Below are 25290 nucleotides of genomic sequence, written 5' to 3'. Positions count from 1 at the left end.
CCACGAACGATCGTCGCCGCGGAGAAGCGCGTCGCTCGAGCGATCAGTTCAGACGTACTCGAACCACTCGTCGTACTCCTCGCTGCCCTCCTCGACGACCTCGAAGAATTTCGACTGGATCTCCTCGGTGACGGGACCGCGCGAGCCGTCGCCGATGACGACGTTGTCGACCGTCCGGATGGGGGTCACCTCGGCCGCGGAGCCGGTGAAGAACAGTTCGTCGGCGGTGTTGAGTTCGCCGCGGGAGATCGAGACGTCGTCGTGGACGGTGTAGCCGAGGTCGCGCGCGAGCGCGATGACGGTGTCGCGGGTGATGCCGTCGAGGATCGACTCCGAGAGGCCGGGCGTGTAGATCTCGCCGTCGCGAACCAGGAAGACGTTCTCGCCGGGGCCCTCGGCGACGTTCCCCTCCTTGTTGAGGACGATCGCCTCGGCGTAGCCGTTGCGTCGCGCTTCCTCGCCCGCCAGCAGGCTGTTGACGTAGAGGCCGGTGGTCTTGGCGTTCGTCGGGATCTGGCTCGAGGAGTGCTTGCGCCACGAGGAGACCATCACCTCGATGCCGTTCTCGAGGGCCTCCTCGCCGAGGTAGGCGCCCCACGGCCAGACGGCGATGGCGGTGCGGGTCGGGCAGTCCCGGGGGCTGACCCCCAGGGAGTTGTAGCCGTAGAAGGCGATCGGCCGGACGTAACAGGAGCGCAGGTCCTGTCGGCGGATGAGCTCCTTGGTCGCCTCGGTGAGCTCCTCCGTCGTGTGGTCGATCTCCATCTCGTAGGGCTTGGCGGACTGGAAGAGCCGCTCCAGGTGTTCCTCCCAGCGGAACAGCGCCGGCCCGTTCTCCGTGTCGTAACAGCGCGCGCCCTCGAAGACGCCCGTCCCGTAGTGGAGTCCGTGGGTGAGCACGTGGATCTGCGCGTCGTCCCAGTCGACGAACTCCCCGTCCATCCAGATCGTGTCGACGTCCATCTCGTCGAATCCCATGATCGAGAGTGTTGAAAGCCACTCTACTAAGTGTTCGCGGTTTGGCGCCCCCGAGTCGGTTCGGACGATGGATGGTAGCGGGCACTCGAGGCGGGCGATGCCGCGGAACCGCGCCGGACGGGCCGTCACTGTGGAAACCTACCGTCTCGTTCGGCACCGGTAGTACCGTGACCGATTCGGCACGCCCAGTCGGTACAACGAGTGTGGCAGCGGGAACGCCGCTGATCGAGGCGGTTCCACCCCGATCACGTTCATCGGCCGCAGGTGGCGGAGACGAGTTCGTGAGGGGTCGGTTCACCGACGGGCCCGTCCGTGTCGACGGGTTGATCGACGCGATACACGGTTACGGATTCGACGTCGTCTGGCGAACGCTCACAGAAGTACGTCGCTGCTGGCTGGTGGAGGGCGTCGCCCGCGCCCTGTCCCTTGGTTCCGTATCGTTTCCAGAGCGTCGTCGGGTATCGCTCCATTGCGTCTGGCGGACGGTCGAACTCCGCGGCTCCTCCGTCGACGAGGTCGACTCGGTCTCCGGATTCGGAGGTGGCCACGACGACGTACCAACTGTACGAGTCCGGCGGGTTTGGCGCGAAGAACGCCCAACTCGCGCCCTCGAGGGTATCGTTTGCAGCGACGGACGGTGCGTCGACGAGATCCGCCGAGACGGTCTGCCAGCCGACGACGGTGATGAGAAAACAGACGAGAAGCGCCGTCCGGGCGACCCGAATTCCGCGTCGAACGGGCGGTGAACGGACGGACACCGACGACTGCGATTTCGATCTGCCCCCGCGTTCCTCGGTGTCGACGGACTCGAGAGCGGGTACCAGTCCGCTTCGGGCGAGGAGTCGGTCGCTGTACTCCCAGATACGCGACGGGAGGAACAACAGCAACACGATGCACATGACGAACGGAAAGGCGCCCAGCCGCATCGTCGCAGCCATTCCGAGGTGCGCCCCGACGAACGCACCGACGGTTATACTCCGAAGCCAGCCGGTCGAGAACACGAGTAACACCGATGCGGACAGAACGGCAACCCACAGCCAGTTGATCGCGGTGAGCGCGGCGGGATACTCCGCGATGATCGGCCCCAGCAGGTACAGGAAGTCCTCCAACTGGAAGATCCGCCGGACCGCCACGCCGGTCATCCACTCGTCGCTCCGGAACTTGAGCACCGCGTTGATCGCGTAGAGACACACGACGTGCAGGAGAACCGTGGCGGTTGCCACGGAGACGACCCGCTTCTCACCGTGCCGGTCGTGACCGCGGAGCGACCACCGTTCGTCGAGCGGCAGGAACGCGGCGAGGAACAGGACCGAGATGAGAATCGTGTCGCCGCCGTTGACGAGGTACGGGTTCCGCGCGTGTAACGACGCGAGCAGGAGTGCCGAACCGACCGCCGCGGCGCGTGCCCGATAGCCGACGAGGAGACACGCCGCGACGATGCACGCACAGCCGATCAGTAGCGTTTGCGCCCAGACGGACCCGCTGATAGCGTGCAGCGACCACCGTGCGAGTGCGGGCGAGGTCTCCGCGAGGGCGGATCGGGGGAAGATTCCGTCGTGCGTGTAGAACGTTTCCAGACCCGGCGTTCGAAGGACGAGGAGGTCGAGGACGATGACGAGTCCCAGTCCGATCCGGAACGCGGCCAACGCTCGAGCGTCGATTCCGAACCGCGACCGGACGTGCGACCGAAGAGACGAGAACCTCGCCGGGTTCTCATCGGCGGAGGGTGCGGGTTCAGAGTGAGCGACGGCCATACCGATGGGAGGAGTGACCGTCGATTATCAATCGACCTATAAGTGTTTTCGGGGACCTCCCTGGTCCCGTCTCACCACTCGCGTCGAACCACACGAATCGGTTCTCCGTCGGGGGAGGGGACCCCTTTCACGAAGAGCGTTTGACTCAGTTGGAGCCGGGAAGAAGCAACCCGGTCGTCCGGTATGCGCGCAACGTGCACCGAATGGACGGTCCTCAAGCGACTCGTTCGACCGCCCGCTATCCGAGTCGTTCGAGGACGTCCCGTCCCTCGAGGTAGGCGAACCCGTGTCGATCGGCGTAGGCGCGGGCGTCGACCGGGGCGAGCGCCTCGCCGGACTCGTCGTCGAGCATCTCGCAGACGACGACGGCGGGCGGGAGGTCGGCGGCCGCGGCGAGCGCGAGGCCGAGTTCGGTGTGGCCTTCGCGCTGGGCGAGGAGGTCGGGGGCGCCCTTCAGGAGGTGGACGTGGCCGGGAACTCGGAAGCGGTCGGCGAAGTCGACGTCCGCCGGGGAGGCGGCGGCCTCGCCAAGCGAGCGGATCGTCAACGAGCGGTCGTTGTCCGTGATCCCCGTGTAGGTGTCCCGGTGGTTGACCGTCAGGGAGAACGAGGAGCGCTCGTCGTAGCCGAGTTCGTGGTCCCCGGCGGCGGGGTGGTCGACCGCCTCGGTGTAGAACGGGAGGTCGAACGCTTCGGCGACGCCGTGGCCGAGGGCGACGCAGATCAGGCCGCCGGCGTCGTTGCGCAGGCGAGCCACGGCGTCGGGCGTGACGGCGTCGGCGTGATAGATCAGGTCCGTCTCGCCCTCGCGGTCGGCCGCGTCGTGGACGAGGATCGGCTCTCCCGCTCGCAGCGCCTCGAGCGCGCGGTCGAAGGGGTCGGCTGCTGGGCTCGAGCCCGCGGCGCTCGAGTCGGCGTCGACGTTCGCGTTCGACCGCGCGCCGGCGTGGTGGCCCGTCATCGCTCGTCACCCCCGTCGGCGGTCGATTCGGCTGGACTGGCGGGGCCGCCGTCCTCTTCGCCCACGTAGACCGTCACGTGATCGCCGTCGGCGAGGTCGAGTTCCTCGCGGAGCTTGTCGGGCGCGATGAGCTCGAGCTGGTCCTCGTCGTGGTGGGTTCGCTCGGGGGCGATCGTGTGGGCGCCCTCGTAGGTCTCGCCCGTCGCGGTCTCGATCGTCGCCGGCTGGCAGACCGCGGGGCCGTACGTCCGCTCTTCGTCCTCCCAGCCGTCGATCGGGATCGGCTCGAGCGAGGCGACGGCGCTGCGCCGGCGGACGCTCTCCTCGCGCAACTCGACGTTGAGCGTCCCGGGGAACGGCTCGTAGCCCAGCCGCTCCTCGAACTGGCGCTTGTAGCCCGACAGCGAGATGTAGTGGCGGCCCTCGCCCATCCCGCTCGTGACGGTACCGTCGAGTTCGATCTCCGTCCCCGTCTCGAAGATGCGACGGTACTCCTCGTACTCCGCCCGGAGCACGCGCTCGCCCTCCTCGGTGATCGCGACCCACTGGCCGTCGCTCACCGTGTCGCGCTCGAGGAGGGTCGCGGTCTCGAGGCGCTGGAGTCGACGCGACGCGGTCTGGTTTGAGGCGTCGAGGCGCTCGGCGAGACGAGAACAGGAGATCTTGACGTCGCCCTCGAGGCCACCCTCGAGCGCCAGCAGTTTGAGCACGGCGAGTTCGTCGTGCCCGACGGCGGACTCGGCTAGCACTGACATGGGAGAGGGTTGGCCGTACCGAGGTAAAAGCGTACCGAATGTGACACGCATCACAAAACCGTGATGGGGTTGTCGAGCGTTTATCGAGTACTCGAACGTCCCGTGCGGACGGCAAAAATCCACCGGTCGCGTCGAGACCGAGGACCGTTCGCTTCCCGGTGCAGTTCGAGGGGGTTTCGACGACGCTGGCCGGTGGTTCCGCGACCGCGACGGCCCCGGTCGAACCCGCGTCGGAGCCTCAGTTGCTGAATGCAAGGCCACCCCTTTTGCCGGACACCGTTGAGCGGTCATCTGAACTGTCATGAAGCGATTCGTCGGGTTCCTGTTCGGACTGGTGTCGCTCACCGGTCTCCCCTACGCGATCTATCTCGCATCGTACTATCTGCTCCGGCCGGAGGGATCGCCGGCCGACAAGCGCCCCCGAGAGCCCTCCGTGAGCGTCGTCCTCCCGACCTACAACGAGGCGACGATCATCGAGTCGAAACTCGAAGAACTCTGCCACCTGGACTACCCGATGGAGCGGGTCGAGGTCGTCGTCGTCGACTCGAGCGACGACGGGACGGCCGACCTCGTGGAGACGTTCTTCGCGGGGCGCTCCGTCCCCGAGTTGACGCTCATCCGCGAGGACGAACGCGAGGGGCTCGCCGTCGCGCTGAACCAGGCGTACGCGGCGGCCGAGAACGAGGTCGTGATCAAGACCGACTGCGACTCGCGGATCGCCCCCGACGCCGTCCGCGAGGCGGTGGCGAACCTCGCCGACCCGGCGATCGACGGGGTGACGGGGCGTAACGCCGCCGTCATCGGCGAGAGCGAGGTCGAGCGCGGCTACCGGGACGTCCAGGGGATGATCCAGACCCTCGAGTCCCACCTCGACTCCACGCTCATCTTCCACGGCCCCTTCTCCGCGTTCGAGCGCGACGCCATCGTCCCGATCGACGAGGACTCGATCGCCGACGACTCCGAGCTCGCGCTCCGGATCAGGCGCAACGGCGGCCGGGTCGTGTTCGACCCCGCGATCCGCTACCGGGAGGCCGCCCACTCCTCGTTCGGGAAGCGCCGCGAGCAGAAGGATCGGCGGGCGATGGGGCTGTTGCGACTGCTGTGGCGAAACCGCGACATGCTCGGAGGCTACGGCCGCTACGGTCGGCTCGTCCTGCCGTTCAACTGGTGGTTCATGGTCGTCTCGCCGTGGCTCCTCGGCTGTTCGATCGTCGTCGGGACGCTCGGCTCGCTGGCCCTCCTGGGTCCGCTCGGGCTGGTCGTTCCCGCGGGCCTCCTCGGCTTCACGGCGCTCGGCGCTCGGGACGCCCTCGGACCGCTGCAGCCCGCCTACGCGCTGTTCGACAGCCAGATATCGCTGCTTCGGGCGAGCGTCGCGCTCCTGCGGACGCGGGCGGACGAGGGTGAGGAAGAAGACGGCACCTGGGCGCCCGACCGGGAGCTCCGGGAGGTGTTACAGTGACCGCGAACGAGCCCGGGACCGGGGCCGATTTCGACGTCGAAACCGGCACCGACGTCGACGTCGCCATCCTCCACGACCGCTTCCCCGGGATCGGCGGCGGCGAGGAGTTCGCAATAGAGGCCGCCCGCGTGCTCGAGGCACCGATCTACACCACCTACGTCGCCGAGGGGACCGACCTGCCGTCCGACGTCGACGTGATCCCCATCCGGCAGTCGAAGTACACCTCGCTCCCGTTCGGGCCCGCACTCGAGTGGAAGAACGAGGGGATGAACCCGCTCGAGACGCTCAACGTGTCCCTCGACCTGACCGACGCCCACGAGGACCTGGCCGAGTACGACGTGATCCTCGAGAGCGCGCCGCTGTCGAAGTCCTACGTGCCGACGGTTGACCAGCGGATCGTCCACTACCCCCACAGCCCGCCCCGGTGGCTGTACGACAGCTACCGGGACCGGCTCTCGTCGTTCACCTGGCCGTTCGTCGAGAGCGGGATCAAAGCCTACGCGAAGGGGTGGCGGGCGCTCGACAAGGAGGCCAACGACTACGTCGACCGGTTCGTCGCCAACAGCGAACTCGTCCGCGATCGGATCCGCCGCTACTACGGCCGCGACGCCGACGTCGTCTACCCGCCGGTGACCGGCGACTGGCGCAACGAGGGCGACGACGGCTACTTCGTCACCTGGTCGCGACTCGCCCCCGAGAAGCGCATCGATCTGATCGCCGAGGCGTTCGCCGGAATGGACGAGCGCCTCGTGATCGCGGGCGACGGCGAGCAGCGCGAGAAACTCGAGCGGATGGCGTCGATGTACGACAACATCGAGGTGCGCGGCTACGTCGAGGACGTCGAGTCGCTCGTCGCGCGGGCGACGGCGGTCGTCTACGCCCCCCGGCGGGAGGACTTCGGACTCGTGGGCGCCGAGACGATGATGGCGGGCAAGCCCCTCCTCGGCGTGAACGAGGGGTTCACCCGCTACCAGGTGCGGGGCGGTCGGACGGGGCTGCTCTTCGAACCCACGATCAGGTCGATTCGGGACGCCGTCGGGCGGTTCGACCCCGACGACTTCGACCCCATCGAAATCCGCGAGGCCGCGCGGCGATACGAGTACGCCCGCTTCGCCGAAGGATTGCGCGAGGTCGTCGCGGAAGTGGCGACCGCGGAACCCGGACGGAGAGCGCTCGAGGGACGCCGTCGGGAGGAGCGACCGCCTCAGACGCGCCCGGCCGACGCACCCCCCGCGGATGATGACCCGACCGACCGCCGACGGCCGTCCGAGGAACGGGCCGCGACTCGCGGTGAGGGGACGGACGCGACCGCCGACGGAGAGGACGAGGCGACCGCCCTCGAGGGGGTGACCGACGAGTGACGGCGACGGCGACGACGCCGTCCGGGCTCTCGAGGCCGATCACCTGCGCCGATCCGGACGTCTCGGTGGTCGTTCCGACGATCCCCGCGAACGATCACGGGGCGGCCCTCGCGTGCCTCGAGCGCCAGTCTGCGGATCGGTACGAGGTCCTCGTCGTGAACGATCCCGACCGGGGGGTCTGCGAGGCGCGAAACCTGGGCCTCGAGCGGGCCCGAAGCGACGTCGTTGCGTTCACGGACGACGACTGCCGGCCGCCCGCGGGCTGGATCGAGGCCATCCGCCGCGCGTTCGCGGAGCGCGACGACCTCGTCGTCCTCGAGGGACCCGTCGAGGGCGGCATGACCTACGAGGGGCGGCGAACGTATCCCACCTGCAACCTCGCCGTCGATCGCGAGGCGGCCCTCGAGGCGGGCGGCTTCGACCCGCGCTTCGAGTACTGGCGGGAGGACACGGAGTTCGGCTGGCGGCTCGAGGAGCGCGGGACGGCCGGCTACGACGAGCGCGTTCGGATGGTTCACCCGGACCGCCCGCGGTCGTCGATCGTCCCGGAGAACGAGGAACTGCTCCGGCGTCTTTACCCCGAGAGGTACGAGGACGTGATCGTCCCGGACACGCTCCCGGGACGGGTCAACGACTGGCTGTGGCGCAAAGGGGTCTGGGACGTCGTCGACGCCGTCCGGTACCGGACGGGGGTGAGCCCGCGTGGCTGACGTCCTGATGCTCCACCAGTTCCACCAGCCTCACCACGCCCACCGCGTCTTCGGCGACGCCGTCGGCGCCGACTACCGCCACTTCGAGACCGGGGACGAGATCGGCGGCCCCGAGGAGAACCTCGACTCGATGCTCGCGCGGCTGCGAACCGCGATCGACCTCGAGTCGTACGACGTCGTGATCGGCGAGGGAACGACGCCGATCTACACCCTGCTGTTCTACAAGCTGTTGAACCGGCGTGACGCCCGGATCGTCCCGCTGATCGCCGACGAGACGTTCCTGACGATCGGGGAGCAACGAACCCGCCACCTCTGGCGGCGCGTGATCGGTCCGCTGGCGAGCCGGCTCGTCTCGGGCGCTATCGCCGTCGGTAACCTCGCCCGCTCGTGGGCCGAGCGCTACCTCGAGGTGCCGTTCGAAATCGTCCACCCGCCGATCGCCGACGCGAAGTACGACGCCCTCGAGCCGATCGGTCGCGCCGTCGACGAGGCGGTCACCTCGGAGTCGTCGTCGGCGCCAGTCGCGACCGCGTCCCGAACCGACGGCGCGGGCGACGTCGAGGGCGACGACGGACCCGGCGGGGACGACGAGTCCGTCAGAATCCTCCACGCGGGCACGGTGAGCGACCGCGCCGCCGTCGCGAAGAAGAACGTCGGCCTGCTCGCACGCGTCGTCGAGTCCGAGCCCGACTGGGAACTCCGGCTGCTGGGCGCCGGACACGACGCGTTCGCGTACAGCGACCGCCCCGGCGTCTCCGCCCTCGGCTACCTCGACCTCGAGGCGTTCGCGGCCGAGTTCGCCGCGGCGGACGTCTACGTCCAGCCGAGTTCCGGCGACGCGTTCCCCGTCGCGAGCCTCGAGGCGATGCTGGCGGGCGTCCCGACCGTCGTCTCGACGGCGGCGGGTACGCGCGAGTTGGTCGACCCCGTCGATCCGCTACTGGTCAGGGCGCCGGTCGCTTCCGACGTCCGTCGGGGGATCGAGTACGCGCGCTCGCTGTCCCCCGACGAACGGCGGGAGCGGGCGGCGGCGCTGCGCGAGCGGGTGCTGCCGCTCACCGAGGACCGCCAGGCGGCGGCGTTTCGCGACGCGCTCGCGGAGGTGGTGGCGTGACGGACGCCCGAAACGTCGTCCTGATCTGCCTCGATACGGTTCGCAAGGACTACTTCGACGAGTACGCGCCCCGACTCCGGGAGCGCTCGAGCGTCTCCTTCGAGCAGTGTCGGGCGGCGAGCGCCTGGAGCACGCCCAGTCACGCGAGCATGCTGACCGGGGAACTCCCGCACCGACACGGTATCCACACGCACAATCGGGACTTCTCCGGGCTCTCGCGGTCGGACACCTTCCTCGGCGACCTTCCGGAGCACGACGCGCTGGGCGTCAGCGCGAACGTCTACGCCAGTTCGACGTTCGGCTTCGACGCGGTCTTCGACCGGTACTCCGACGTCGCCCCCCACCGCCGGTTCCCCGACGGGATGGACATGGAGAAGTTCATCCAGGACCGCGAGGCGGAGGGCCCGCGGCGGTTCCTCGAGTTCCTCCGCGAGGCGCTCCGGCACGACCACACCCTCGAGAGCCTGGGCAACGGCGTCCTCTTCAAGACCAACGACCTCCTCCGACGGGCGCCGCTGCCGAAACTCCTCGACGACGGCGCGTCGATCGTCTCCCGGGAGGGGCGCTCGACGGTCGAGGAGTCGGACGAGCCGTTCTTCCTGTTCGCGAACTTCATGGACGCCCACGGACCGGTCCACCACGTCCTCGGCTACGATCGGAGCTTCCACGACGCGCCCAACGACTGGACCTCCTTCGAGTTCGACGACTGGGAGATCAACACGGGGGGCGTCTCGGCGGAACACGAGCGGGACCTCGAGTACCACCGCGACCTGTATGCCGCGGCCATCGATTACCTCGACCGGACGGTCGCGTCGTTCGTCGAGGAGATCCGGTCGAAAACGGACCGCGAGACGACGTTCGTGATCACCGCCGATCACGGCGAGAACCTCGCCTACCCCGAGGACGAGGAGCTGTTCGGTCACACGAGCAGCCTCACCGAGTCGTTGCTGCACGTCCCCTGTTACGTGATCGATCCGCCCGCGGGGTACGACGCGACCGAACGCGAGTTCTTCAGTCACCTCGAGCTGGGCGATCTCCTGGTGGGACTGGCGAACGGGGAGACGCCGGACGTCTTCCGGGAGCGCGTCCCCGCGGAACTGATCGGGATCGGAGTCGGCGGCGCGCCCCGCGACCCCGAGGAACACCGCTACTGGGATCGCATGCTCCGCTGCGTCTACGACGGCGAGACCAAGCACGTCTGGGACTCCCTGGGCGGGAGCGTCGAGTACGAACTCGACCGCGATCGGCCCTGCTGGCAGCGACGGGTCGCGGAGGACGTCGAGGTTCCCGCGTGGGCGCGGGACTTCTTCGACGTCGACATCGAGGAGTACAAAGAGCGCGCTCGCGCGGCCGAAACCGACCGCGAGGTCGACGCGACCGTCGAGCGACGGCTCGAGGAACTCGGGTACCGCTGACATGACTACGAACACGGATTCCGTCGACACGACGACGAACGGGACACGCTCGAACAGATGACGCGAGAGAATCCACACGATCGGACGCTGCTCGTGACCGTCGACTCGCTCAGGTACGACCACTTCGAACGCATGCCCCGAACGCGGGCGTTCCTCGAGCGCACCCACGATCGGGCGTTCGCCACCAGCACCGCGACGCTGGGGAGCTTCCCCGCGATCGTGGGCGGCGAGTACGCCTCCGGCGGCGGGCTCGAACCCGGCTCGAGCGTCGCCCGCGAGTTCGACGTTCACAGCGTCGGCATCACGACGAACCACCTGCTCTCCCCCGAGTACGGCTACGACGAGGGATTCGACTCGTTCGCGTCCCCGAAGGGCGGCGGCGACTCCCTGAAGGACAGGGGCGCGGTCCTGTTACAGCGCGGGACGCTCGCCCACCGCGTCGCGACGTGGGGGTGGAACCGCTACCAGCGACTGCGGAGTTTCGTCGGCGAGGTCGAGAAGTCGTTCCGCCCGGCCGACGACGTGATCGCGTCGTTCCGCCGGGAGATCGACGGCCGCGAGTCGTGGTTCGGTTGGCTGCACGTCATGGAGCCCCACCACCCCTACGACCCCGACGAGGCGCCGGTCAGTCGCGAGAAGGCCCAGCGCGTGACGCGAACGGTGCTCGCCGGCGGGGGTTCGGACGCCGAGGAGGACCTCGTCAGCGACCTCTACCGACGCGAGGTCGAGGAACTCGACGCGGCCCTCGAGGCGCTCTGGGACGCCGTCCCCGACGACGCCCGCGTCGTCTTCTGCGCCGACCACGGCGAGTTGCTCGGCGAGGGCGGCCTGTGGGGCCACCCCGGCGAACTCCGCCCGGAACTGCTCCGCGTCCCCTTCGGCACCCGGAACGCGCCCGACCTCGGCGACGTCGTCTCGCTGATCGACGTGCCGTCGATCCTGGCCGGCCGCGAGCACGGCGTCGGCACCCTCGAGCGCGAGACCGCATTCGCCTCCTACGGCGACCGGAAGGCGGCGATGAACGAAGCGCACCTGGCGACGGCCGACGGCGTCGTCTCGGTGACCGACGGGACGCCGGCGAGCGATCCCAACCTCGAGCGGGCGCTCGAGCGGTTCGGCCCCGAGTACGTCGTCAAGGAGGACGCCCTGCGGGAGGACCTGGAGGACCTGGGATACGTATGATGGAGGTGCTGGGAGACGTATGACGGTGCTCGTGCTCGCGCTCGACGCGCTCGACGAGGGGCTGATCGACCACTTCGACCTCGACGCCTTCCGCCTCGAGTCGTCCGGTTCGCTCCAGACCTACGCCCACACAAAGGACGTGCCGTACACGCCGGAGGTGTGGGCCACCGTCGCGACGGGCCTGCCACCGGAGGAACACGGGATCGCCGCGGCGGGGACGAGCGAGTGGGACAACCCCGCCCTCGAGTTCGCCTCCCGGTTCACGGGGCACCTCTCGGAGGGAACGCGGGGAACGCTCGGCCGATTCGTCCGATCGCGGACCGGCGAGCGCGAGCGGATCGGCGAGACCGACCGCGAGTCGATGTTCGACGCCGACGACGCGGTCGTCCACAACTGGCCGGGGGTCCACGACGGCCGCCCCCTCCAGCGCGCCTGGGACCTGATGAACGCCGTCGCCCAGGGGATGGGCCGGCGCGAGTTCGAGCGCGAGCTGTTCGGCCAGGCGGCGGGGCAGTTCGGGTGGGCGCGGGAGATGCTTCGCCACCCCGTCTCGATCGCCGGCGTCCACGTCCACGCGCTCGACGCGGCGGGCCACGCCTACGCCGACGACGAGGCGGCGCTTCGCCGCGCGTACGAGCGGATCGGCGGCTTCGTCGACGAGGTCGTCGACGCGCTCGGCCCCGACGACGACCTGCTCCTGCTGAGCGATCACGGCATGCGGACGGCGTTCTATCCCCCCGACGCCGGCGAGAACCCCGCGAGCCACTCCTGGCGGGCCTACGCGGCCGCGACGGCCGACACCCGCCCCGAATCCGTCTACGACGTCCGCGAGTGGGTGGAGGGACGAGCCGCGACCGAGATCGCCGGGGGCGACGCGGCGGCGGGCGCGGACGAGCGCATCGAGATGCCGACCGACCGACTCCGCGAACTGGGCTACCTCGAGTGACATGACCGACGCCTCGAGCGTGAGTCTCGGCGGCGAGACCGTCAAGGCGACCGCGGCGAAGTTCGCGATGGCGCTCGTCGGCTTCCTCGGAACGATCGTCTTCGCGCGGATCCTCGGACCGACGGGATTCGGCGGCTTCTACCTCCTGTTCGCGCTCGTGAAGATCGCCGACCGCGTCGCGGTCGGGTGGGGCGTGGCGACGAAGAAGCGCTTCTCGGAAGCCGGCGCCCCGAAGGGGGAGTTGCTCGGCAGCCAGGTCCTGTTCACGGCCGCGTGGATCGCGCTCGTCGCCGCGGTCGCGGCCGCCAGTTCGGAGTGGCTCGTCTCGTACACGGGGCTCTCGAGCGCGCCGGTGCTGTTCGTCGCGTTGCTCTCGACCGTCGCCTTCTACGAACCGCTGGACAGCATCGTGCAGGCGCGGGGGCTGATCGGGGCCTCGATGTGGACCGACACCCTCCGGTCGATCCTCACGTTCCCCCTCCAGCTGGGGCTCGTCCTCCTCGGCTTGGGCGCCGCCGGGATGGCCTACGGGCTGGCCGCCGCCACGGTCCTCTCGCTTCCCATCCTGTGGTACTTCATTCGCACGTCGCCGGCGCGCCCGTCGCGCGAGACGCTCGCCGACCTCTGGTCGTACGCCCGGTACAGCACCGTCAACTCGCTGCTCGGGACCGCCTACGATCGCTTCGACGTCCTCGTCCTCGGCTGGCTGCTGGCCCCCGCCGCGGCCGGCAACTACGAGGTCGCGTTCAAGCTCACCGTGCCCGCGACGTTCGTGATGATGGCCGCCTCGAGCGGCCTGATGGCTCGCGTGAGCCACCGTCACAGCAGGGACGAGGACCCGAGCGAGGACGTCTCGAACACGCTCGCGTTCGCGAGCGTCGTCGCCGTCCCCATGTTCGCCGGCGCGCTGGCGATGCCGGAACTGCTCGTCGTCACCGTCTACGGGTCCGAGTACGCCGACGCCGCCGCGCTGCTGGTCGGCCTCGCGCTGTACCAGCTCGTCCGCACCCAGAGCGGAACGCTCTCGCAGGCGGTCGACGGGCTGGATCGGCCGGATCTCAACACCCGCGTCTCGGCGGTGACGCTCGCGCTGAACGTGGCGCTCGGCGTCGCGCTGACGCTCTGGATCGGCGCCGTCGGCGTCGTGATCGCGACGATCGTCGCGGAGTCGCTCCGCTACGTGGTCCTCGCGTGGGCGATCAAACGAATCGCGCCGTCGGTGACGCTCCTCCCCCGGACGCTCGCCGAACAGGTCGCGGCGAGCCTCCCCATGTTCCTCGTCGTCGTCCTCGCCGTCGACGCCGCCGCGGTCGAGCGGTGGTACCACCTGCTAGCGATCGTCGGGGTCGGGGCCGCCGTCTACGCGGTCACGCTGGCGGCGATCAGCCGAAAGCTCCGCGTCACGATCGAGGGCGTGCTCCGGAGCTCCGGGATCGAGTTCTGACGGTCGCCGCGTCCGCGCGGACCTTCGACCCGCCGAGCCGTTCGACCGTCGGACGGTCGCGAGGCGTTCGGGTACCGATCACAGCGTCTCGGCGATGTGGGACTCGATCGCGCCGACGCGCTCAGGATCCGTCGTCCAGAACCCCTCCCAGACGCGCGGGTCCGTTTCGAGGGCGACCAGCGCCGCCGGCGTCGGCTCCGTTTCGCCGTCGGACGCCGGGAGCTTCTCGGGCGCGTACACGACGAACCACGAATCCCGGTGTTCGGCGCTCGAACCGGCGTGAACCGTCGCATCGAGCCCCTCGAGCGCGTCCTCGGATCTGCTCGCGCCGCGGTCGGCGCCGTAGAGGTGCACGTCGACGGCCGTCTCCGCGAGCTTTGCGTACGCTTTACGGGTGCCGATCTCGTCGTCGATCCGGGAGAGCCGCTGGAACCCCGCGCGAAGGGTTCCGTCGTTCGCCTCCCAGGCGACCCGCTCGACGCACCGCGAGACGAGGATCAACAGGAGCTTCTCCTTGTGCGCGAGGGGGTACCCCCGGAGCGCGAACCTCGTTTCGGAGAGGGCGGCGAGGACGTCCGGCAACTCGACGTCGCCCAGCCCCCGCGCCCCGGTGACGAACAGGTCGGAGTTGATCGCGAGCAGCGAGTCGTAGAGCTCGAACAGGGGCGTCGCGGCGACGGGTTCGCCGTCGTCGAACGCGATCGCCGTTTCGCCGTCGATCTCGAGTCCGTCGGGTGCGACGACGTCCGCGGCGACCGCCGATTCGACGTCGATCCCCGGTACGCCCTCGAACGCGTCCGCGAGGAGCCCCTCGAGCGGTCCGGAGCCGCCGCCGTCCTCGTCGAGAACGGCGATCGTCAGATCCGGATCGGCGGCGGCGTCGATAAACGAGCGAAGCGACACAATCTTTCGTGGACGGTACTCTCGGCCGCCGCTTAAGGGTTCTCGCCGAACCGGCGTTCGGTCGCGGAGCCGGATCAGTCGCCCGTAACCGGATCGCGCTTCCAGAAGTCGCTGTCCTTCTCGAGCTTCGGCACCCACGTGTCCGCGGTCTTCGAGAGGAGGGCGACGTGGGAGGCCGGAACCTCCTTCAGTTCGGTGAACTCGGGCATGTACTCCTGGACGTCCGCGGCGAACTCGACGACCTCCTCGTGGGAGGGCATCGACGAGCGGTCGAGGCGGCCGCGGGAGTGGCCGACGTGCATGTACGCCTTGATTTCGACGAAGTCCGGGTCGGCCTGCTGGTAGAAGGCGGCGTACCAGTCGGGACTGTGCATGTTCTCGCCCTTGACGAGCGTCGTCCGGAGGACGGTTCGCGTCTCCTCCTTCTCGGCGAGCACGTCCATCGTCTCGAGGAGCTTCTCCCAGGCGTCGTCCTCCATCGCCTTCACGACGTTGTCGAAGGTGTGTCGCTCGGGGGCGTCGACGCTGACGTACAGTTGCGTGGGATCGCACTCGCGGAGGACCTCGGGGCGGGTGCCGTTGGAGACGAGGAAGGTGGTGACGTCGCGGTCGTGGAACGCCTCGATGAGTTCGGGGAGGTACGGGTAGAGCGTCGGTTCGCCGTCGAGCGAGATGGCGACGTGGCGGGGTTCCATCGCCTGCTCGAACACCTCCCGCGGGACCTCGTCGTTGCCGCCGAAGCCCGACAGGAGCTTCTTCTGCAATTCGATGGAGGCGTCGACGACCGCCTCGGGGTCGTCCCACTCGACGCCGTCGAGTTCGTAGGCGTGACCGCGGTGGTCCCGCCAGCAGAAGACGCAGCGCTCGTTACAGCGCACGACCGGCGTCATCTGGATGCAGCGGTGGGACTCGATCCCGTACCAGATGTTCTTGTAGCACTTCCCCTCGCCGCGCAGGGCGTTGGCCGTCCAGCCGCAGGTCTGTGCGGCCGTGTGGTTCTCGTGGTGGTAGTCGGGGCTCGAGACCTGCATCGGGCCGTCGTCCCCAGCGCCGGTACCGCCGGAACCGCCGCCATCGCCGTCGGACCCGACGTTCGCGCCGTCGCCCCCCTCGTCCGCGGAGTTGCTCATGTTGGCCCTCGATAAGCCGGGGGCCGTCAAAAGGCGTGTGGTGTGGGTCGCCGACCCGCCCGCGCCGACCGGTGCGGTCCGTTCGTGTCTCGGGAAAAATACATGCTCGAGCGGAACGAATCTCGGGCATGAACCGACGGTCGACGTCGAACGCCCGGACGGAGCGGTCCGCCGAGGCCGAACCACCCACCGAGGCCGAAACGGAGACGGACCGTCGACGGCCGAGGCGCTCGGTCACGGCGAATACGGACGTACACGTCCCGCAGAAGCCGCAGTCGAGGCGAGCGCAGTATCAACAGCTCGGGTTGCAGTTCGGGGCCCTCTTCGTCGTCCTCGGCGCCGGTTCCGCGGCGGTGGACGGTCTCCTCGCTTACAACGCCGCGCTCACCGGTATCGGCGCCCTCCTCGTCGGACTTTCGTTCCCGACTCGCGACCTGCTGGCGCGGGACGAGTAGGCGCGATATCACGGTTCCCGTCCACCCGTTCGATCGCCTCCGTCACTCGGCCTCGTCCGGGTTCCACTCCCCGCCGACCCGGTCGTAGCCCATCATGTTCTCGCCCGCGTGTTCGGTGAACACCACCTTGACGTTCGGCTCGGGGACGTCGAACCGCGCCACGATCTCGTCCATCACCGCGAGCGCGAACGCCCGCTTCCGGTCGAAATTTCGTCCCCGGCGGATCTCGGCGTCGAGGAACACCAGTCGATCACCCTCCTGTCGCCCGATGCTGAGACGCTGCTCGTCGCGGATCGTCACGGCCACGTGGCCGCTCGAGGTCTCCATCTCCTCGACGTACAGGTCGGTCACCGTCTCGGCGAACGCTTCGGCGTCGGCGTCGGCGATCGGAAAGGACGCGTCGAACTGGAGTAACGGCATCGAACGTGGGTCGCGGTCGGACTCCCTTGAAGGCTCCGGGCGTCTCGACGCCGGCGGCGCTCGCCGAGCGCGGTCGTTTTTCTCACATTACCTCGACGGAAGCGCACGTGCAGGAAACGAAACTCGACCGTTCATCTCCCCGTACTTCGACGTGTCACTCCGCTCGGGTAGTAAGTCGAGTATAACGATTAGCGCACCTCTGAATCCTCCACACCATGGCGACCCAACCGGTCCTCGTCGTCGGACTCGATGGCGTCCCGTTTCGATATCTCGATCGGTTCGACGACAGGCTTCCGACGATTCGACGGCTCAGGGAGACCGGGTTCGAAGCACCGCTCGAGTCGATACACCCCCCGTGGACCGGGTGCGCGTGGCCGTCGATGTACACCGGCGTCGATCCGAGTCACCACGGCGTCTACGATTTCTTCGATTTCCGGGGGACCTACCCGGACGACGCCGACGTTATCACCCGACAGGACGTCCGGGCGCCGGCCGTCTGGGAGTACCTCACCGAACGCGACCGACGGAGCGTGGTCGTCAACGTCCCGGTCACCCACCCGGCGACCGAACTCGAGGGGGTCCTCCTCCCGGGTTACCTGGCGCCCGAGGACGAGGAGGGATACCCGCCGGGGATCCGAGCGGAGCTCTCGAGCGCGGTCGGTCGGGAGTACCGGATCTACTCGGAACACGAGACCGCGTCGAAGTCGGCGGAGAAGATCGACGGCTACGAGCGGTTGATCCGTCACCGCGCGGAGGCGGCCGCCCACCTGCTCGAGACCGAGCCGTGGGACTTCGCGTTCGTCCAGGTCCAGAAGACAGACGCCGTCTTCCACAACTCCGACTCCGAGCGCGATTTCCGACGGATCTACGAGGCCGCCGACGACCTGATCGCCCGGTTGATCGACGCCTGCGAGGAGGAGCCGAACGTGATCGTCTGCTCGGATCACGGTATCGGGCCGGTTACCGGCCACACCGTGTACGTCAACGAGCTCTTGCGCGAGAACGGGTACATCGAGACGACGTCGGAGGCGACGCGGGCCACGCTGGCGGAGTTGAAGGGTGACGGTACCGCGGACGAACGCCCCGTCGACGAGGCGGTGGCCCGACTCGCCGCCCTCGGTCAGCGCGTCGGCGTGACGCCGGCGTCGGTGTACCGCGCGGCCGAGCGGGTCGGCCTCGAGACCGTCCTCGAGCGCGTCGTCCCCGAAGACGTACAGCGGTCGGCCATGCCCGGGATCGACTGGCGGAACTCGAAGGCGTTCTGCCGGCGGGCGTCGGAACTGGGGATCAGGATCAACCTCGAGGGGAGGGATCCCGACGGGGTCGTCCCCCAGGCGCGGTACGAGGAGGTCCGGGACGACGTGATCGACCTGCTGTCGTCCCTCGAGGTGGAACCCGGCGAACCGGCGTTCGAGTTCGTCGAACGGCGCGAGGAGGTGTACGACGGACCGTACGCCGAAGACGCCTGCGACGTGCTGTTCCGACCGACGGACATGAACAACTACGTCTCGGCCGAACTCGCCGGCCGGCGAACGATCCCCGTCGACACGTACAACCACAAGCGGACGGGGGTCCTCGTGGCGGCCGGTCCGGACGTGGAATCCGGGACGGGCGAGACGCGCTCGCTCCTCGACGTCGCCCCGGCGATCTTCTCGCTGCTCGGCGAACCGGTTCCGGAGCGGATGCAGGGTGAGGTGCCGGCCCCGCTGGCGTCGACGTCCGTCGACCGGGCCCCCTACGACGCGACGGTGGGTGCGGACGAGACGTACGAACAGGATCAGACCGAAGTGACGGAGCGCCTGAGCGACCTCGGATACCTCTGATGAGCGCGACTACCGACGACCTCTCGAAGCTCCTCTCGAGCGCGAGTCTCGTGTTCGCCGCCTCCCTCGTCGGGTCGTTCTCGACGCTCATCGAGCGCGTCGTGATCAGTCGGCTCCTGTCGCCCCAGGGCTACGGCGAGGTCAGCGTCGCGATCGCCGTCTTCTCGCTGGCGGCGACGGTAGGCGCGGCGGGATTCACGCAGGGGGTTCCCCGGTACATGGCCCGGTTCGACGACGAGCGGGACGAACGGGGCGCGTGGCTCACCGGACTCGTCCTCACGGTCGCACTCTCGTCCGCCATCGCGGTCGCGCTCGTCGCCGCCTCGCCGATCGTCGTCCCGCGCCTCTTCGACACGGACGAAGCGATGGCCCTCTTCCTGATCTTCGCCGTCTCCGTCCCGCTGTTCGTGAGCTTCAGGATCGCCGCCAGCGCGATCCGCGGCCAGGAGAACACGCTGTACAAGGTGTTGACCAGGGACATCGGCTACCGCTTCGCCCGCATCCTGCTGATCGCCGCGTTCCTCTGGGTCGGCGTCGGTATCGTGGGCGCGGCGCTTGGGTACCTCGTGGCGCTCGTCGTGGCGCTCGTCGTCGCGTACGTGCTGTTGAACAGGCTCCTCCCGCTGCGCGGCGAGTACGAACTTCACGTCACGGAGATGACCGTGTTCTCGCTCCCGCTCGTCGTCTCCACCGTCATGTCGAACCTGCTCACCAGGACGGACACGGTGATGCTCGGCTACTTCCGCGCCTCGAGCGAGGTGGGGATCTACAACGCCGCCTATCCCCTCGCCACCTCGCTCACCGTGGTCCTGGGCGCGTTCGGCTACCTGTACCTCCCGATGGCCTCGCGCATCGACAGCGAGGACGAGGGATCGGTCGAACGCGTCTACGAGATCACGACGAAGTGGATCTTCCTGCTCGCGTTTCCGCTGTTCCTCACCGTGGTGGCATTCTCCGACCAGATCGTCTCGCTGTTCTTCGGCGACGAGTACGTGGCCGGCGGGGCCGCACTGGCCGTCCTCTCCGTCGGATTCTTCACGAACGCGGCGGTCGGGCGGAACCGCGAAACGCTCTCGGCGCTCGGCGCGACCCAGCTCATCCTCGTCTCGAACGTCGTCGCGTTCGCGCTGAACTTCGTCCTCAACGTCGTCCTGATCCCGCCCTTCGGGTTCATGGGCGCGGCCGCCGCCTCCGCGAGTTCGTACGTCGCCCTCAACGTCGTCGTCTACGCGTTCCTTCGGTACCGATTCGACATCACGCCGTTCACCCGCTCGTCCGTTCGACTGTACGTGGGGTTGCCCCTGCTGATCGGCGTGCCGTGCCTGCTCGTCGGACGGCACGTCGGCGGCGGCCTCCCGGTCATCGCGGTGTTCGGCGTCGCCGTGACCGTCCTGACGATCGTGAGCGTGGTCCTCGCGGGCGGTCTCGAGCCCGAGGACGCCGTGCTGGTGGAGTTCGTCGAACGCAAGACCGGGCGACGCGTGCCCCTGATCCGCCGATACATTCCGGGGTAGCGAGCGTCGCGCTCGCCGGCCCCGTTCGTCCCGGTCGACGCGTCCGTCTCCGGCGGACGGCAATTTTTTCCAGCCCCCGGGAGAACGCTCGAGTATGCGCGTCACCTTTCTGGGCACGGGATCGGCGATGCCCACGGGCGAACGGTTCCAGACGGGGATCCTCGTGCAAGAGAGCGGTCGGAGCCTCCTGGTCGACTGCGGCTCGGGGGTGCTCCACCGCCTCCAGCAGTCTGGCGTGGGGTACGAGCACGTTTCGACCGTCCTCCTCACGCACCACCACCTCGACCACGTGGCGGACCTGCTGCCGCTGATGAAAGCCCGCTGGCTCGCCGGCGAGGAGCACCTCGAGGTGGTCGGGCCCCAGGGGACGAAGGCGCTGGTCGACGACCTCCTCGAGGTCTACGACTACCTGCGGGGTCGCCTCGACCTGCGGATCCGGGAGGTCGTCCCCGGGGAGTTCGAGGTCGCGGGCCTCTCCGTCTCGGCCTACGAGACGCGTCACTCGGTGCCGTGTCTGGCCTACCGCTTCGACGACCGATTCACGTTCAGCGGCGACAGCGAGGCGTTCGCCGGGCTGGTGGGCTTCGCGGAGGGGTCCGCCGTCCTCGCCCACGACTGTTCGTTCCCCGACGACGTCGACGTCTCGAACCACCCGACGCCGGAGCAACTCGGCCGGGAACTCGCCGGCGCGGAGATCGGCCGGATCTACCTCACGCACCTCTATCCCCACACCAGCGGTCGCCACGAGGAGATGCTCGAGTCGATCGCCGCCCACTACGACGGCGACGTCCGGTTCGCCGAGGACCTCAAAACCGTCTCGATCGAATGACTAGAATTCCTTAGTATCACGGTACGTGATCGGTTCGAAATCGTGTCTATCCGAACACGTATGTTCGAGCCGAGTTGTAGGAGAATAACAACAGCATGGTCCCAGTTGGTCGTCCGAGTCGCGTCGGAGGAACAGGTCGATGAGTCTCCCCGATCGAATCGCCGACGCGCTGATGGGACACACCAGGGCGGTGCTGGTCGCCCTCCTCCTGCTGACCGCCCTCGTCGGCGCCGGGATGCCGATGGTCGACGACGACTCCTCGCTCGATCAGTTCGAGAGCGAGTCGCCGGAGGCCCAGGCCCTCGAGGAGATCCAGGAGAACTACTCCGTCGAGGAGGACGAGAACACGACGACCGTCCAGGTGATAACCCGCGCCGACGGGGACGGGAACGTCCTCAGTCGGGAGTCGCTGATCGCCTCGCTCGAGTTCCAGCAGGCGGTGAAGAGTGACGAGTCCATCGACGAGACGCTCGTCGAGAACGATTCGATCGTCGGCGTCGAGAACGTCGTCGCGATGACGGCAATCACCGAAGAGCGGGCCGCCGAACTGGAAGCGCGCGCCGCCGACCTCGAGGAGCGGCGGGCCGAGTTGAACGCCACGAACGAGACGCTCGTGACGGGCATCGACGAGGTCCGCGACCTCCAGCGGGAGTACGACGAGTTGAACGCGACCGCCGACGAGGACGACCCCGAGTACGAGGAGGAGGCGGCCCGGATCGAAGCCGAGATGGACGCGACCGTCGAGGAGTCGATCTCCGCGGCCGATCTGACCGAGGAGCAGGCGGCGGAGTACGAGGCCGCCGTCGAGGACGCGCGCGCGATCGAGTCGCAGCTATACGCGATCGAAGCCGAGGCCGAGGAGGCGGGCGAGGATCCGTCGGAGCGAGCGGAGTACCGGGAGCTGCAAGAGCAGCTCGAGGGCGTCTACGCCGCGGGGACGACGGGCGTCCTCGAGGAGGAGTACGAGGACCTCGAAGCGGCGGGAGCCGACCTCGAGGAACGCCAGGATGAGCTTCGGGACCGGGACGGTGACCGCCCGTCGCTCGACGAACAGATCGAGGCGCTCGAGGAACTCGACGAAGAGGAGTACGAGGAGACGCTCACGACCGTCCTCTCGGACGACGACGGCGGCTCGAACGGCGGTTCGGCGCTGTCGTTCATGCCGACGGGCTACGAGCCGGGATCGACCGAGGCCGACGCGCGGATGACGGCCATCACGCAGTCGACCGAGAGCGAAAGCGTGGAGGCGATGGGCGGCGTCGACGAGCGGATCGTCGAGAGCCAGCTCGAGGTGCGCGAGATCGCGAACGATCGGGAGCAGTCGTACCTCGTCTTCGGCGCCGGTCTCATCACCGACGAAATCGACCGGTCGATGGCCGACAGCCTGGCGATCGTCGGGCCGCTCGCGCTGCTGTTCGTCGTCGCGACGCTGCTGGTCGCCTACCGCGACCCGCTCGACATCGTCCTCGGAGTCGCCGGGATCGTCGCCGTCCTCGTCTGGACGTTCGGCTTCATGGGCTGGGCGGGAATCGCCTTCAACCAGATGTTCGTCGCCATCCCGGTCCTCCTGATCGGGCTCTCGATCGACTACGCGATCCACGTCTTCATGCGCCACCGCGAACAGCGCGAGGCGCCCAGCGCCTCGGAGAAGCGAACGGGGAGCGACGCGACCCGTGAGCAGCGCGAGGCCGGGGCCGGCGCCGATTCCGTTCGCGGTTCGATGGCCGTCGCCCTCGCGGGCGTCGGCGCGGCGCTCGTCTGGGTGACGGCGACGACCGTGATCGGCTTCCTGTCGAACCTCGTGAGTCCGATCGGTCCGATCCGGGAGTTCGGCGTCGTCAGCTCCTTCGGCATCGTCGCCGCGCTGATCGTCTTCGGCGCACTGATCCCCGCCGCCAAGGTCGAGATCGACTCGTTCCTCGAGGCGCGCGGGTTCGACCGACGCAAGCGGGCGTTCGGGACCGGCGAGAACCGCTTCAGCGACGCGCTCGCCGCGGGCGCCGTCGCGGCGCGGAAGGTTCCGCTGATCGTCCTCGTCGCGACCCTCCTGCTCACCGCCGGCGGCGTCTACGGGGCGACGCAGGTCGACACCAGCTTCGAACAGGAGGACTTCCTCGCGGAGAGCCCGCCCGCCTGGACCGAGCGGCTTCCGGACGCGATGAGCCCCGGCGACTACCAGGCGAAAAACGACCTCGAGTACGTCAACGAGCACTTCCAGCGGGACGACTCGCAGGCCCAGATCCTCGTCAGGGGCGACGTCACCGACGACGAGACGCTCGAGCGGGTCGCGGAGGCACAGGACGAGGCGGCCGAGAGCGACGTCGTCTACACGCTCCCGACGGGCGAGGCCGACGTGCAGGGACCGCTGTCGACGATGGAGGACGTCGCGGCCGAGAACGAGTCGTTCGACGAGTCGTTCCGGGAGGCCGACACCGACGGCGACGGCGTCCCCGACGAGAACGTCGAGGCGCTGTACGACGAGCTGTACGAGGTCGACGAGGAGGCCGCTCGGCAGGTGATCCACCGAACAGAAGACGGCGAGTACCGGTCGACCCGACTCGTCGTTTCGATCTCCGGCGACGCCGCCTTCGACGAGACGACCGACGAGATGCGAGAGATCGCCGCGGGCATCGAGGGCGATGACGGCGGTGGCGACGGCGGCGGACCGTTGGAGGCCGTCGCCACCGGCGACCCCATCGTCAGCTACATCGTCGAGCAGGATCTGCTCGAGACGGTCCTCGAGAGCCTGCTGATCACGCTCGTGGCCGTCTTCGCGTTCCTGTCCGTGGCCTACTGGCTGACCGGAAACGGCGCGACGCTGGGCGCGATCACCCTGCTTCCGGTGGCGTTCTCGGTCAGCTGGATCCTCGGAACGATGTACCTAATCGAGATGCCGTTCAACGTCCTGACGGGCATGATCACGAGCCTCACGGTCGGACTCGGCGTCGCCTACAGCATCCACGTCAGCGCCCGCTACACGCTCGAACTCGAGCGCCAGGGTAACGTCTGGACGGCGATGCGGACGACGGTCACGGGAACGGGCGGCGCGCTGCTGGGCAGCGCCGCGACGACGATCGGCGGCTTCGGGACGCTCGCGCTCGCCATCCTTCCCGTGCTGCGCCAGTTCGGGATCATCACGGCGTTGACGATCGCGTACGCGTTCCTCGCGAGCGTCATCGTCCTGCCGACGCTGCTCGTGCTCTGGACTCGCTTCTTCGGGCCGGACGTCTCGTTCGACGCGCCGCCGACCGGCCAGCCGGCGCCGACCGCCAGCGACGGCGGTACCGAGGGCGCGACGGACGCCGACGCCGACGATTCCGCCGGCGGGGGTGAGGACCGATGAGCCGCGATTCGGGGATCGACGGCGACTCCCCCTCGGAGGACGACGCCGTCGCCGCCTTCGAGCGCCTCGGCCTCACGAGCTACGAGGCCAAGGTGTTCATCGCGCTCCACCGCCTCGGCTCGGGCACGGCTCGAGACGTCGCGGACGTCGTCGACGTCCCGCGCTCGCAGGTCTACAGCGTGGCCGAGGACCTGGAGGACCGCGGCCTGCTCGAGGTCCAGCGCTCGACGCCGATCCGCTACCGACCGGTCGGCGTCGAGGAGGCCCGCGAACTGCTTCGAAACCGGTTCGAGGCGGAGCAGGACCGGGCGTTCACCTACGTCGAGACGGTCCAGCGGGAGGGGGACCTCGAGGAGACTCGGGAGGACATCTGGACGATCAGGGGCCGGGACCGCGTCTCGAGCCGCGTGGTCGAACTGCTCGCCGACGCCGACGGCTGGATCCTGTACGGCGCTCGGCTGCCCGAACTCCTCACGGACGAGATTCACGAGACGATCGCGGATCGGGCGGCCGACGGCGTGGACGTGATGGGGCTCAGTCGGGACGAATCCGTGCGAGAGCGGTTGAACGGGATCGAGGGCGTTCGAGCCTTCGAGCCCGAGTACCCGACGGGCGACGACGACCGTTCGGGTCGGATCGCCGTCGCCGACGACGACACGATCCTCCTGAGCGTGATCGACGACGACGGCACCGAGACCGCCATCTGGAGCGCCGATACGCTGTTCGCGTCGGTGCTGATCCAGCTGGTCACGGCCGGATCGCAGTTCTCCGAGTGATCGGGTAGCGAACCG

General features: G+C 68.7%; 21 protein-coding genes. 14 read left to right on the top strand and 7 right to left on the bottom strand.

The features are described from left to right. Positions 1-48: 48 nt before the first annotated feature. The 4 genes from RJT68_RS13685 to RJT68_RS13670 all read right to left on the bottom strand — a co-directional run bounded on the left by RJT68_RS13685 (position 49) and on the right by RJT68_RS13670 (position 4448). Entirely contained in the window at positions 49-978 is a 930-nt protein-coding gene (locus tag RJT68_RS13685) for a branched-chain amino acid transaminase (RefSeq protein ID WP_407037117.1), read from the bottom strand. 251 nt (positions 979-1229) lie between these two features. Next, positions 1230-2732 (bottom strand): HTTM domain-containing protein, encoded by a 1503-nt coding sequence (locus tag RJT68_RS13680; RefSeq protein WP_407037116.1) that lies wholly within the window; start codon positions 2730-2732, stop codon positions 1230-1232. 238 nt (positions 2733-2970) lie between these two features. Next, entirely contained in the window at positions 2971-3693 is a 723-nt protein-coding gene (gene ribB / locus RJT68_RS13675; protein WP_407037115.1) for a 3,4-dihydroxy-2-butanone-4-phosphate synthase, read from the bottom strand. After that, positions 3690-4448, bottom strand: coding sequence for a DUF120 domain-containing protein (locus tag RJT68_RS13670; protein ID WP_407037114.1), 759 nt, complete (start codon positions 4446-4448; stop codon positions 3690-3692). The genes ribB and RJT68_RS13670 overlap by 4 nt, the downstream gene beginning before the upstream one ends. 301 nt (positions 4449-4749) lie before the next feature. Here RJT68_RS13670 and RJT68_RS13665 point away from each other — a divergent pair, with 301 nt between their 5' ends. Genes RJT68_RS13665 through RJT68_RS13630 form a run of 8 tightly spaced genes read left to right on the top strand, consistent with a single transcriptional unit; the run spans position 4750 to position 14082 of the window. Further along, positions 4750-5910 (top strand): glycosyltransferase, encoded by a 1161-nt coding sequence (locus RJT68_RS13665; RefSeq protein ID WP_407037113.1) that lies wholly within the window; start codon positions 4750-4752, stop codon positions 5908-5910. Then, complete coding sequence (locus RJT68_RS13660; RefSeq protein WP_407037112.1) at positions 5907-7271, top strand: glycosyltransferase; 1365 nt, start codon at positions 5907-5909, stop codon at positions 7269-7271. Before RJT68_RS13665 ends, RJT68_RS13660 begins: the two co-directional genes overlap by 4 nt. Then, positions 7268-7981 (top strand): glycosyltransferase family 2 protein, encoded by a 714-nt coding sequence (locus RJT68_RS13655; protein WP_407037111.1) that lies wholly within the window; start codon positions 7268-7270, stop codon positions 7979-7981. The genes RJT68_RS13660 and RJT68_RS13655 overlap by 4 nt, the downstream gene beginning before the upstream one ends. Beyond that, positions 7974-9095: a glycosyltransferase gene (locus RJT68_RS13650; protein WP_407037110.1), complete on the top strand. Its 1122-nt coding sequence runs from the start codon at positions 7974-7976 to the stop codon at positions 9093-9095. The genes RJT68_RS13655 and RJT68_RS13650 overlap by 8 nt, the downstream gene beginning before the upstream one ends. Further along, positions 9092-10510 (top strand): sulfatase-like hydrolase/transferase, encoded by a 1419-nt coding sequence (locus RJT68_RS13645; RefSeq protein ID WP_407037109.1) that lies wholly within the window; start codon positions 9092-9094, stop codon positions 10508-10510. The genes RJT68_RS13650 and RJT68_RS13645 overlap by 4 nt, the downstream gene beginning before the upstream one ends. A gap of 57 nt (positions 10511-10567) precedes the next feature. Continuing rightward, entirely contained in the window at positions 10568-11692 is a 1125-nt protein-coding gene (locus tag RJT68_RS13640) for a sulfatase-like hydrolase/transferase (protein WP_407037108.1), read from the top strand. Between the two features lie 19 nt (positions 11693-11711). After that, a complete protein-coding gene (locus RJT68_RS13635; protein WP_407037107.1) occupies positions 11712-12638 on the top strand; it encodes an alkaline phosphatase family protein in 927 nt (308 codons plus the stop codon). A 1-nt stretch (position 12639) separates the two neighbouring features. Then, positions 12640-14082 (top strand): oligosaccharide flippase family protein, encoded by a 1443-nt coding sequence (locus RJT68_RS13630; protein ID WP_407037106.1) that lies wholly within the window; start codon positions 12640-12642, stop codon positions 14080-14082. 78 nt (positions 14083-14160) lie between these two features. On the opposite strand, the gene RJT68_RS13625 is transcribed toward RJT68_RS13630, so the two are convergent. Together RJT68_RS13625 and twy1 are read right to left on the bottom strand one after the other, a co-directional pair. Continuing rightward, positions 14161-14985 (bottom strand): DICT sensory domain-containing protein, encoded by an 825-nt coding sequence (locus RJT68_RS13625; RefSeq protein ID WP_407037105.1) that lies wholly within the window; start codon positions 14983-14985, stop codon positions 14161-14163. Between the two features lie 74 nt (positions 14986-15059). Continuing rightward, positions 15060-16115: a 4-demethylwyosine synthase TYW1 gene (gene twy1, locus RJT68_RS13620; RefSeq protein ID WP_407037104.1), complete on the bottom strand. Its 1056-nt coding sequence runs from the start codon at positions 16113-16115 to the stop codon at positions 15060-15062. A gap of 128 nt (positions 16116-16243) precedes the next feature. Between twy1 and RJT68_RS13615 the strand changes: the two genes are divergently transcribed. After that, complete coding sequence (locus tag RJT68_RS13615) at positions 16244-16570, top strand: hypothetical protein (RefSeq protein ID WP_407037103.1); 327 nt, start codon at positions 16244-16246, stop codon at positions 16568-16570. Positions 16571-16612: 42 nt separating this feature from the next. On the opposite strand, the gene RJT68_RS13610 is transcribed toward RJT68_RS13615, so the two are convergent. Next, positions 16613-16990, bottom strand: a complete 378-nt coding sequence (locus tag RJT68_RS13610; protein WP_407037102.1) for a tautomerase family protein — start codon at positions 16988-16990, stop codon at positions 16613-16615. A 215-nt stretch (positions 16991-17205) separates the two neighbouring features. Here RJT68_RS13610 and RJT68_RS13605 point away from each other — a divergent pair, with 215 nt between their 5' ends. The 5 genes from RJT68_RS13605 to RJT68_RS13585 all read left to right on the top strand — a co-directional run bounded on the left by RJT68_RS13605 (position 17206) and on the right by RJT68_RS13585 (position 25275). Then, the gene (locus RJT68_RS13605) at positions 17206-18813 is read left to right on the top strand and encodes an alkaline phosphatase family protein (protein ID WP_407037101.1); all 1608 of its coding nucleotides are present in this window, start codon (positions 17206-17208) and stop codon (positions 18811-18813) included. Continuing rightward, a complete protein-coding gene (locus RJT68_RS13600; RefSeq protein ID WP_407037100.1) occupies positions 18813-20327 on the top strand; it encodes a flippase in 1515 nt (504 codons plus the stop codon). The genes RJT68_RS13605 and RJT68_RS13600 overlap by 1 nt, the downstream gene beginning before the upstream one ends. Positions 20328-20421: 94 nt before the next feature. Then, positions 20422-21156, top strand: a complete 735-nt coding sequence (locus RJT68_RS13595) for an MBL fold metallo-hydrolase (RefSeq protein ID WP_407037099.1) — start codon at positions 20422-20424, stop codon at positions 21154-21156. A gap of 139 nt (positions 21157-21295) precedes the next feature. After that, on the top strand, positions 21296-24499 hold the full coding sequence (locus RJT68_RS13590) for an efflux RND transporter permease subunit (protein WP_407037098.1): 3204 nt from the start codon (positions 21296-21298) through the stop codon (positions 24497-24499). Further along, the gene (locus tag RJT68_RS13585) at positions 24496-25275 is read left to right on the top strand and encodes a TrmB family transcriptional regulator (RefSeq protein ID WP_407037097.1); all 780 of its coding nucleotides are present in this window, start codon (positions 24496-24498) and stop codon (positions 25273-25275) included. Before RJT68_RS13590 ends, RJT68_RS13585 begins: the two co-directional genes overlap by 4 nt. Positions 25276-25290 lie beyond the last annotated feature (15 nt).

This window comes from Halovalidus salilacus, assembly GCF_031852275.1.
In the GTDB taxonomy this organism is placed as follows: domain Archaea; phylum Halobacteriota; class Halobacteria; order Halobacteriales; family Natrialbaceae; genus Halovalidus; species Halovalidus salilacus.
This window is presented reverse-complemented; position numbering and strand designations above follow the sequence as displayed.

Excerpts from the sequence above, each read along its gene's own strand:
- RJT68_RS13685 (WP_407037117.1), bottom strand. The coding sequence starts at position 978 with ATGGGATTCGACGAGATGGACGTCGACACGATCTGGATGGACGGGGAG.
- RJT68_RS13680 (WP_407037116.1), bottom strand. The coding sequence starts at position 2,732 with ATGGCCGTCGCTCACTCTGAACCCGCACCCTCCGCCGATGAGAACCCG.
- ribB (WP_407037115.1), bottom strand. The coding sequence starts at position 3,693 with ATGACGGGCCACCACGCCGGCGCGCGGTCGAACGCGAACGTCGACGCC.
- RJT68_RS13670 (WP_407037114.1), bottom strand. The coding sequence starts at position 4,448 with ATGTCAGTGCTAGCCGAGTCCGCCGTCGGGCACGACGAACTCGCCGTG.
- RJT68_RS13665 (WP_407037113.1), top strand. The coding sequence starts at position 4,750 with ATGAAGCGATTCGTCGGGTTCCTGTTCGGACTGGTGTCGCTCACCGGT.
- RJT68_RS13640 (WP_407037108.1), top strand. The coding sequence starts at position 10,568 with ATGACGCGAGAGAATCCACACGATCGGACGCTGCTCGTGACCGTCGAC.
- RJT68_RS13635 (WP_407037107.1), top strand. The coding sequence starts at position 11,712 with ATGACGGTGCTCGTGCTCGCGCTCGACGCGCTCGACGAGGGGCTGATC.
- RJT68_RS13630 (WP_407037106.1), top strand. The coding sequence starts at position 12,640 with ATGACCGACGCCTCGAGCGTGAGTCTCGGCGGCGAGACCGTCAAGGCG.
- twy1 (WP_407037104.1), bottom strand. The coding sequence starts at position 16,115 with ATGAGCAACTCCGCGGACGAGGGGGGCGACGGCGCGAACGTCGGGTCC.
- RJT68_RS13615 (WP_407037103.1), top strand. The coding sequence starts at position 16,244 with ATGAACCGACGGTCGACGTCGAACGCCCGGACGGAGCGGTCCGCCGAG.
- RJT68_RS13610 (WP_407037102.1), bottom strand. The coding sequence starts at position 16,990 with ATGCCGTTACTCCAGTTCGACGCGTCCTTTCCGATCGCCGACGCCGAC.
- RJT68_RS13605 (WP_407037101.1), top strand. The coding sequence starts at position 17,206 with ATGGCGACCCAACCGGTCCTCGTCGTCGGACTCGATGGCGTCCCGTTT.
- RJT68_RS13600 (WP_407037100.1), top strand. The coding sequence starts at position 18,813 with ATGAGCGCGACTACCGACGACCTCTCGAAGCTCCTCTCGAGCGCGAGT.
- RJT68_RS13595 (WP_407037099.1), top strand. The coding sequence starts at position 20,422 with ATGCGCGTCACCTTTCTGGGCACGGGATCGGCGATGCCCACGGGCGAA.
- RJT68_RS13590 (WP_407037098.1), top strand. The coding sequence starts at position 21,296 with ATGAGTCTCCCCGATCGAATCGCCGACGCGCTGATGGGACACACCAGG.
- RJT68_RS13585 (WP_407037097.1), top strand. The coding sequence starts at position 24,496 with ATGAGCCGCGATTCGGGGATCGACGGCGACTCCCCCTCGGAGGACGAC.